The sequence below is a fragment of the Brevundimonas sp. genome (assembly GCF_032107865.1).
Classification (GTDB): domain Bacteria; phylum Pseudomonadota; class Alphaproteobacteria; order Caulobacterales; family Caulobacteraceae; genus Brevundimonas.
Window position 1 is genome coordinate 1 of record NZ_DAMCNG010000135.1, and the last position, 7,531, is coordinate 7,531.

Sequence of the window (7,531 nt, forward strand, 5' to 3'; positions counted from 1 at the left end):
CGGGAGCGGCCTGGGCCAAGGCGGGCGTGGTCGGCGCCAGCAGGACCACCGTCAGGGCGGCGGCGGAAACGGAGGCGGCGGCGCGGCTCCAGAGTCGGCGGATCATGGTCAGGCTCCTAGGGTCGCAAAGAAAAGAAAACGCCGTCAGCCTTCTTCGTCGATGAAGATGGACTCGATCGGCATCTGGAACAGCCGGGCGATCTTGAACGCCAGCGGCAGGGAGGGGTCGTAACGGCCGGTCTCGAGCGCGTTCACGGTCTGACGCGACACGCCCAGTTCGTCGGCCAGGTGCGCCTGGCTCCAGTCGCGCTCGGCGCGCAGCACCTTGAGGCGGTTTTTCATGCGCGCCTCTCCTTGCCGGGACGCGACAGGTTGAAACGCGCCACCTGGGCCATCGCCTCGCCGAACAGGAAACCGCCCGCGGGCAAGGTCGCCAACATGACAGGACTGACGCCATCCCCCATCAGGCTCGAGATGACGAACAGGGTCGAGCCGTAGGCCAGGGCCCACCAGCCGCCCTGGGCCTGCGTCATCAGGGCCAGACGCTCTTCCAGCTCATCGATGGCAGCCTGGCGGCGCAGAACAGCAATCCAGATGAAGACCGGCAGAACCACGGCTGCGGCGGCGAGGGCCTTCAGAACAAGCTCGTCGCCGCCCTTGGACAGATAGGCGCCCCCCCAGGCGGCGCCGGCAAGCCAGACGACGCCCGCCGCCATCTTCAACAGGAACAACACAGCGGTTCGAGCCAAGGGCCTGTCGCCCAGGAAAGCGCTATCGCTCACGGCATTCTCCTCAACGACGGCCCACCCACCACCAGGCCCAGGCCAGGCCGTAGCCGATGAGTTGGAAGCCCAGGGTGATGACCATGCCTGCGCCGACAAGTTCGGCCGGGGTCTCGCCAAGGCTGGCGGGAAGAGCGATGTCCGCCGGGCGCGTGGTCAGCACCAGCATGAAAACCAGGCCGATCAGCATTCCGCTGCTGCCGCCCCAGTACCAAGCCCATTTGTGAGCCTCGCGCGCAGCCTCGTCGAGGCGGCTCCACCACCAGAAGGACACGCCCAGGACAGCGGCCATCATCACCGTCGTGAAGGCGACGGTCGTCCAGAACGCGCCAGAACCGGGGCGATCGGCCAGGAAGCCGCTGCCCAGGCCGCCGAAGAAGCCGATCAGCAAGACCAGGCCGAACAGGATCGCGACGCCTTTCAGGCCGAGAGGTTTCGTCGATTTCATGGGCCCCGCCGCATGTGAACTGATTTGACAAGCAAGTTTTACAGCCCGTCTTCACCAGGTCAAGCGTGTTTGTCACACGTCAGCGTCACTCCGGCGCGTTCAGCAGCTCCGGGCGGCTGAGGGCGCGGGGCGACTGCTCGACCGCGTTCAGTTCGGGCAGGTCCTTGCCCTCGTGATTGACCTGCAGGTCCTCGAAGCGGCGTGCCGAGACCATGACCTGGCTCTCCAGTGATCCGACGAACTGGTTGTAGCGGGACACCGCCGCGTCCAGCGCCTTGCCGACCGAGGCGGCGTGGCCGCCCATGACCGACAGGCGCTTGTAGAGTTCCTTGCCCAGCCTGGCGACGTCCTCGGCGTTCTTGGCCTGCTCTTCGGCGCGCCAGCCGTAGGCGACCGCCTTGCACAGGGCGAACAGGGTGGTGGGCGTCACGATGACCACGCGCGAGGCCATGGCCGTGGTCATCAGGTCCGGCTCGTGGTCAAGCGCTGCGGCCAGGAAAGCGTCGCCGGGCACGAACATGGCGACGAAGTCAGGGCTGGGCTTGAACTGGTCCTGATAGGCCTTGGACGACAGCTGGCGCACATGGGTCTTCATGCTGGCGGCGGTGCGCAGCGACATGGCGCGGGCCTGGGCTTCCTCGTCGCCGTCCGCCTCGTCGGCGAAGGCCAGCGACACCTTGGCGTCAATGACGAACATGCCGCCGCCCGGCAGTTTGACGATGAAGTCCGGACGCTGCTGACGGCCCTCGTCCGTGGCCGAGGAGTTCTGTTCCTCGAAGTCGAAGCGGCCGGCCATGCCCGCGGCCTCCAGCACATTGCGGCAGGTCTGCTCGCCCCACCGGCCGCGACGGCCCGTGTTGCCCTTCAGCGCCTCGGTCAGGCGACGCGCCTCGTCGCGGGTGGCGGTCGAGGCGGCCATCAGCAGGCCGAGCTGCTCCTTCAGCCCGCCGGTCTCGTCGGCGCGCGCCTTCTCCAGAGCCGTCACATGCTCCTGGAACTTGGCCAGGGTGTCGGACACGGGCTTAAGCTGGGCCTCCATCCGCTCGCGCGCGACGCGGTCCTGGGCCTGGAAAGTCTCGGTGGCGCGGGCGACCAGCTTGGTCGCCACCGCCTCGGCCGACTGGGACGCCTGGGCCTTGAGAAACTCGGCCATGGAGTCCCGGCTTTCTTCCATCAGGGCCAGCCGCGCGTCGGCGGCGTCCAGCGCGCCGCGCGTCTTCTGCCAACCCATATAGGCCCACAGAAAGCCGCCCGCGGCGATCGCCACAAAGGCCAACAGGATGAGTTCCAGCATGTTCATGCTCCGTTCCTAGCGGGAGTCGGAGCATGATTAAAGGCGGGCCGCGTCAGACGCGGACGCGCCTGCGCCACCTCAGCCCAGTTCGGCTTCCAGATCGGCCAGGCGGGCGGCCTGATCCTCGGCGATCAGGGCGTTGAGCATGGGATCGAGATCGCCCTCGAGAATCTGCGGCAGGCTGTGCAGGGTCAGGCCGATGCGGTGATCCGTCACCCGCCCCTGCGGGAAGTTGTAGGTGCGGATGCGCTCGGAGCGATCGCCCGAACCGACCTGCGACTTGCGTGCGTCCGAGCGGGCGGCGTCCTTGGCCTGGCGCTGCATGTCATAGAGACGCACGCGCAGGTTCTTCATCGCCTTGTCGCGGTTCACGTGCTGCGACTTTTCCGAGGAAGTGGCGACGATGCCCGTCGGCAGGTGGGTGATGCGCACCGCCGAGTCGGTCTTGTTGACGTGCTGGCCGCCCGCGCCCGACGAGCGATAGGTGTCGATGCGGATGTCCTTGTCGAGAATCTCGATCTCGACGTCCTCGACCTCGGGCAGGACGGCGACGGTCGCCGCCGAGGTGTGAATGCGGCCGCCCGCCTCGGTCGTCGGCACGCGCTGGACGCGGTGAACGCCGCTCTCGAACTTCAGGCGACCGAAGACGCCTTCGCCGCTGACGGTGGCGATGATCTCCTTGAAGCCTCCCGCGTCGCCCTCGGCGGCGCTGTCGATCTCGACCCGCCAGCCGCGCGTGGAGGCGTAGCGCGAATACATGCGGAACAGGTCGCCCGCGAACAGGGCGGCTTCGTCCCCGCCGGTGCCTGCGCGCACTTCCAGCACGGCCGAGGCGTTTTCATCGGCGTCGCGCGGGGCCAGCAGCAGGGCGACCTCGCGCTCCAGACCCGGCAGGCGCTCGGTCAGGCCGTCCAGTTCGTCAGCGGCCAGGGCGGCCATTTCCGGGTCGGCGGCCATGGCCTTGAGGTCTTCAACCTCTGTGCGGGTGCGGGCCAGAGCCTGGACCGCATCGGCCACCGGCTTCAGCTCGGCGTGCTCTTTCGACAGGCGCACGATCTCGGCGCCGTCGGTGGCCGCGCCCATGCGCGCCTCCACCTGATGGAAGCGGTCGAGCACCTGATCGAGCCGGGCCTGAGGCAGTCGCAACGGCGTGTCCTTGCTGAGAAAATCGAGCGCGGAGCCTTACCCGCGACGCGCCGCCCTGTCGATAAAAACGCCTCTACACGCGCTCATGGAGCAATTGTGAACAGCCGTCACAAGCCCGTCAGCCCGGTTTCTTCGCACCTGCAAACACCCTAGCTCCACGGGGCTGAAACAAAATTGGAGACAGGGCATGACCCATGAAAAGCCCCCGGAAGGGGTCTCGCCGGGCTTTGCGTCGGGCGCCGATGTCGCGCGCCTGTGCACGCTCTACGACGGCCTGCTGACGCCGGGCGGCGCGCCTGTGAGCCCGGACGCCGAGAAGGAATTGAAGGCTCTGGCCAAGATTTTCGACCTGGACGCCGAGCGTCCGGCGGCCGAACTCTGGCCCTACGTCCGCGCCGTCCTGGTGCGACAGGCGCCGCCGGAAGCCCCTCCGATCCCGCTCGAGGTCGAGCCCAAGACCGTGCTTCTGGTCGAGGACGACGCCGACGCCGCCGCCCATCTGACCGAAGCCCTGGACGCCGCCGGACACCGCGTGGTCGGCCCCTTTCACAGCGCCGAGGCGGCCGAGGCGGCGACCGCCCTGCATCCCATCGACCTGGCCCTGCTGGACATCAATCTCTCGGGCGAGGCGACGGGCGTGGACCTGGCGCGCAATTTGAAATCGCGCTGGGGCGTGCCGGTCATCTTCCTGTCCGGCGACGTGACGGCGGCGGCGCACAACGCCGAACTGGCCGCCGCCATGGTGATCAAGCCCTACACCGGCCGCGACGTGCTGGACGCCATCGCCCGGCTATAGTCCGCCTGACGTCCGATACGACGGCCATTGCCAGGCAGGTCGCGACCTGCGCCTGATGGTCCTCAACCCCACCCGCCCGAGGCGCTGAATGGACACCTTCTTCCTGTTCCTGCTGGTCGGTGTCCTGGCCCAGGCGGTCGACGGCGCCCTGGGCATGGCCTACGGCGTCATCTCCTCCTCCGTATTGCTGGCGCTGGGCGTGCCCCCGGCCACAGCCTCGGCCAGCGTCCATGCCGCCGAGGTTTTCACCACCGCCGCCTCGGCCGGAAGCCACGCCTGGCACAAGAATGTCGAGTGGCGGCTGCTGGCGCCGCTGGCGGTGGCGGGCGTGATCGGCGGGGTGCTGGGCGCCTATGTGCTGACCGGACTGGAGGCCTCGACCATCAAGCCGTTCGTCGTCGGCTATCTGGCGCTGGTCGGCGTATGGATCCTGTGGCGCGCCGGCCATGACATCCGTCCGCGCCACCTGCCCGCCTGGGTCACGGCGCCGCTGGGACTGGTCGGCGGCTTTCTGGACGCCGTGGGCGGCGGCGGCTGGGGGCCGACCGTCTCCTCGACCATGGTCGGCGCCGGGCATGAGCCGCGCAAGGCCATCGGCACGGTGAACACGGCCGAGTTCTTCCTGACCGTGGCGGTCTCGGCGACCTTCGTCTGGGCTCTGGTCAGCGGCCACTGGGAAGAGGCCGGCGCGCTGAAGAACCACGCGGCGGCCGTCGGCGGCCTGGTGGTCGGCGGCCTGATCGCCGCGCCCTTCGCCGGACTGATCGTCAAGAAGATTCCGCGCAAGGTTCTGACCTATGCGGTCGGCTTCCTGCTGCTGATCCTGGCCGCCTTCCAGGGCGCCCAGTTGGCGGGACTGATCGGCTGACGCCTAGCGCGGGAAGGTGTCGACGAAACTGGGGCGTTGCTCCAGCGCCGTCTGCAGGGCGACCAGGTTCGGGCGGCCCGTCTTCCAGTCGTAGTCCGGGTGGCGGAAGCTGATCCAGGTGACGGCGATCCCCGCCGTCAGCACGCCCATGTCCAGCGCCTCGGCGTCCGGCGCGGAGGCCTCCAGGGCATCGAGGGCGCGGCCCATGTTGACGGTCCAGCGTTCGGTCCACGACGGCGAGCGTTCCTGTTCCGGCCGGCGCTTCTCCAGCACCAGTTTGACGCCCATCTCCAGAGCGGCGTTGGCCAGGGTCTCCAGCCGCTTGACCCGCAGGCGCTCCGGCCCCTCGGTCGGCAGCAGACGCGGCCCGGCGCCGAGCGCGTCCAGATATTCGGCGATGACCGGGCTGTCGGTCAGCGGCAGGCCGTCCTCGGCGATCAGGGTCGGAACCTGCACCACAGGATTGCTCGACAGCAGTTCAGGCGCATTGCCGTAGGGATCGACGGCGATCTCCTCGATCCGGTCGGCCAGGCCCTTTTCACGGGCGACGATGCGAACCTTGCGCGCGAAAGGCGACGGGGTGGTGATGTAGAGTTTCATTGTTCAGTCGTCTTCACTCGGCCGCCTTGGGCGCCACGCAGCGCTTGTCGCGGAACAGGGCCCATTCCTCGCACTGACGGCCGTCTTCGAAGACGCAGACGCCGTATTCGCCGCCCTGGGCGTCGCGCCGGATTTCCGACTTGCCGCCCTCGCGCTGACAGTTGACCGAAGCGGGATTGGCCATGCCGACGGCCCGAGGCGACGGCTCGGCCTCAGGCGCCGGCGCACAGGCGGCGCCCGCCAACAGCGCCGCCGCCAGGATCGCGTGTTTCAGCATCGTCTCTCCCCCTCGTTTCGCCCGACTATTCAGCCGCCTTGCGGGCGGCGTCCAGTTCAGCGGCCTTGGCTTCGACCTGGGCGACAATCTCGTCGATCATGCCGTCGTTGGCCTGTTTGTGAGCGATCTTGCCGTTCAGATAGACCATGCCCGCCCCCTTGCCGCCGCCGGTGAATCCGATGTCGGTATAGAGGGCCTCGCCCGGCCCGTTGACGACGCAGCCGATGATCGACAGCGACATGGCCGTCGAGACGTGGGCCAGCTTCTCTTCCAGGATCGCCACCGTCTCGATGACGTTGAAGCCCTGCCGGGCGCAGGACGGGCAGGCGATGATGTTCACCCCCCGGTGACGCAGGCCCAGCGATTTCAGGATGTCGAAGCCGACCTTGATCTCCTCGACCGGATCGGCGGCCAGCGAGACGCGGATGGTGTCGCCGATGCCCGACCACAGCATATTGCCCATGCCGATGGCCGACTTGATGGTGCCGGTGCGCAGCGGCCCCGCCTCGGTCACGCCCAGGTGCAGCGGGCAGTCGATGGCGTCGGCCAGTTGCTGATAGGCGGCCACCGTCAGGAAGGGGTCCGACGCCTTCACCGAAATCTTGAACTCGTGGAAATCCAGATCCTGAAGGATGCGGGCATGGTTCAGCGCGCTTTCGACCATCGCATCGGGGCAAGGTTCGCCGTATTTCTCCAGCAGCTCCTTTTCCAGCGAGCCGGCGTTGACGCCGATGCGCATGGAGCAGCCGTGGTCGCGCGCGGCCTCGACGACTTCCTTGACCCGATCAATCGAGCCGATGTTGCCGGGGTTGATGCGCAGGCAGGCGGCGCCCGCCTGGGCCGCCTCGATGCCGCGTTTGTAGTGGAAGTGGATATCGGCCACGAGCGGCACGCGGGCTTCGCGCGCGATGGTCTTGAAGGCCGCCGTCGATTCCACATCCGGGCAGGAGACGCGGACGATGTCGGCCCCGGCCTCCTCCAACTGGCGGATCTGGGTCAGGGTCGCTGCCGCGTCGGTCGTCGGCGTATTGGTCATCGACTGGACGCTGATCGGGGCGTCGCCGCCGACCGGGACGGAGCCGACCATGATCTGGCGGCTCTTGCGGCGCTCGATGTGGCGCCAGGGGCGGATATGGCCGAGTTCGGAATGGTCGCTCATGACGCCGGGAACATAGGACAGGAAGAGCGGCAAAACCACGACAGGCGGCGAAAGATCGCGCCTTCGCTCGCCAAAAAGATCAGTCGGCTGCGGGCGGGGCGGCGGACGGCGCCTGAACGGCGGCAGGGGCCGTGACCACAGGCGTCGCCGCAGCAGCGGCC

Annotated in this window: 10 protein-coding genes; 2 read left to right on the plus strand and 8 right to left on the minus strand. The window is 68.1% G+C overall.

What is annotated here, in order from left to right; translation table 11 throughout:
- Positions 1 to 144 precede the first annotated feature (144 nt).
- The 5 genes from RT567_RS11335 to prfA all read right to left on the minus strand — a co-directional run bounded on the left by RT567_RS11335 (position 145) and on the right by prfA (position 3,670).
- Positions 145 to 342 (minus strand): helix-turn-helix transcriptional regulator, encoded by a 198-nt coding sequence (locus RT567_RS11335; protein WP_003164157.1) that lies wholly within the window; start codon positions 340 to 342, stop codon positions 145 to 147.
- Entirely contained in the window at positions 339 to 782 is a 444-nt protein-coding gene (locus RT567_RS11340) for a hypothetical protein (protein ID WP_313576464.1), read from the minus strand. Before RT567_RS11340 ends, RT567_RS11335 begins: the two co-directional genes overlap by 4 nt.
- Positions 783 to 792: 10 nt before the next feature.
- Positions 793 to 1,230 carry a hypothetical protein gene (locus tag RT567_RS11345; RefSeq protein ID WP_313576465.1) on the minus strand — a complete coding sequence of 146 codons (438 nt, stop codon included), beginning with the start codon at positions 1,228 to 1,230 and terminating at the stop codon, positions 793 to 795.
- Positions 1,231 to 1,315: 85 nt separating this feature from the next.
- Positions 1,316 to 2,530 carry a DNA recombination protein RmuC gene (locus RT567_RS11350; RefSeq protein WP_313576466.1) on the minus strand — a complete coding sequence of 405 codons (1,215 nt, stop codon included), beginning with the start codon at positions 2,528 to 2,530 and terminating at the stop codon, positions 1,316 to 1,318.
- A gap of 72 nt (positions 2,531 to 2,602) precedes the next feature.
- Positions 2,603 to 3,670 carry a peptide chain release factor 1 gene (gene prfA, locus RT567_RS11355; protein ID WP_313576467.1) on the minus strand — a complete coding sequence of 356 codons (1,068 nt, stop codon included), beginning with the start codon at positions 3,668 to 3,670 and terminating at the stop codon, positions 2,603 to 2,605.
- Between the two features lie 187 nt (positions 3,671 to 3,857).
- On the opposite strand from prfA, the gene RT567_RS11360 reads away from it, so the two are divergent.
- Positions 3,858 to 4,466, plus strand: coding sequence for a response regulator (locus RT567_RS11360; protein WP_313576468.1), 609 nt, complete (start codon positions 3,858 to 3,860; stop codon positions 4,464 to 4,466).
- An 88-nt stretch (positions 4,467 to 4,554) separates the two neighbouring features.
- Positions 4,555 to 5,334 (plus strand): sulfite exporter TauE/SafE family protein, encoded by a 780-nt coding sequence (locus tag RT567_RS11365; RefSeq protein ID WP_313576469.1) that lies wholly within the window; start codon positions 4,555 to 4,557, stop codon positions 5,332 to 5,334.
- Between the two features lie 3 nt (positions 5,335 to 5,337).
- Here RT567_RS11365 and RT567_RS11370 read toward each other — a convergent pair whose 3' ends face one another.
- From RT567_RS11370 to ispG, 3 genes are read right to left on the minus strand one after another with little or no spacing between them, the layout of a single operon-like run.
- Positions 5,338 to 5,934: a glutathione S-transferase N-terminal domain-containing protein gene (locus tag RT567_RS11370; RefSeq protein WP_313576470.1), complete on the minus strand. Its 597-nt coding sequence runs from the start codon at positions 5,932 to 5,934 to the stop codon at positions 5,338 to 5,340.
- A gap of 13 nt (positions 5,935 to 5,947) precedes the next feature.
- Positions 5,948 to 6,211 (minus strand): DUF333 domain-containing protein, encoded by a 264-nt coding sequence (locus RT567_RS11375; RefSeq protein WP_313576471.1) that lies wholly within the window; start codon positions 6,209 to 6,211, stop codon positions 5,948 to 5,950.
- 25 nt (positions 6,212 to 6,236) lie between these two features.
- Entirely contained in the window at positions 6,237 to 7,370 is a 1,134-nt protein-coding gene (gene ispG, locus RT567_RS11380) for a flavodoxin-dependent (E)-4-hydroxy-3-methylbut-2-enyl-diphosphate synthase (RefSeq protein ID WP_313576472.1), read from the minus strand.
- Positions 7,371 to 7,531: the final 161 nt, after the last annotated feature.

Bases quoted from the DNA above. Each gene is read 5' to 3' on its own strand.
- RT567_RS11360 (WP_313576468.1), top strand. From the start codon at position 3,858: ATGACCCATGAAAAGCCCCCGGAAGGGGTCTCGCCGGGCTTTGCGTCG.
- ispG (WP_313576472.1), bottom strand. From the start codon at position 7,370: ATGAGCGACCATTCCGAACTCGGCCATATCCGCCCCTGGCGCCACATC.
- RT567_RS11350 (WP_313576466.1), bottom strand. From the start codon at position 2,530: ATGAACATGCTGGAACTCATCCTGTTGGCCTTTGTGGCGATCGCCGCG.
- RT567_RS11370 (WP_313576470.1), bottom strand. From the start codon at position 5,934: ATGAAACTCTACATCACCACCCCGTCGCCTTTCGCGCGCAAGGTTCGC.
- RT567_RS11345 (WP_313576465.1), bottom strand. From the start codon at position 1,230: ATGAAATCGACGAAACCTCTCGGCCTGAAAGGCGTCGCGATCCTGTTC.
- RT567_RS11365 (WP_313576469.1), top strand. From the start codon at position 4,555: ATGGACACCTTCTTCCTGTTCCTGCTGGTCGGTGTCCTGGCCCAGGCG.
- RT567_RS11335 (WP_003164157.1), bottom strand. From the start codon at position 342: ATGAAAAACCGCCTCAAGGTGCTGCGCGCCGAGCGCGACTGGAGCCAG.
- RT567_RS11375 (WP_313576471.1), bottom strand. From the start codon at position 6,211: ATGCTGAAACACGCGATCCTGGCGGCGGCGCTGTTGGCGGGCGCCGCC.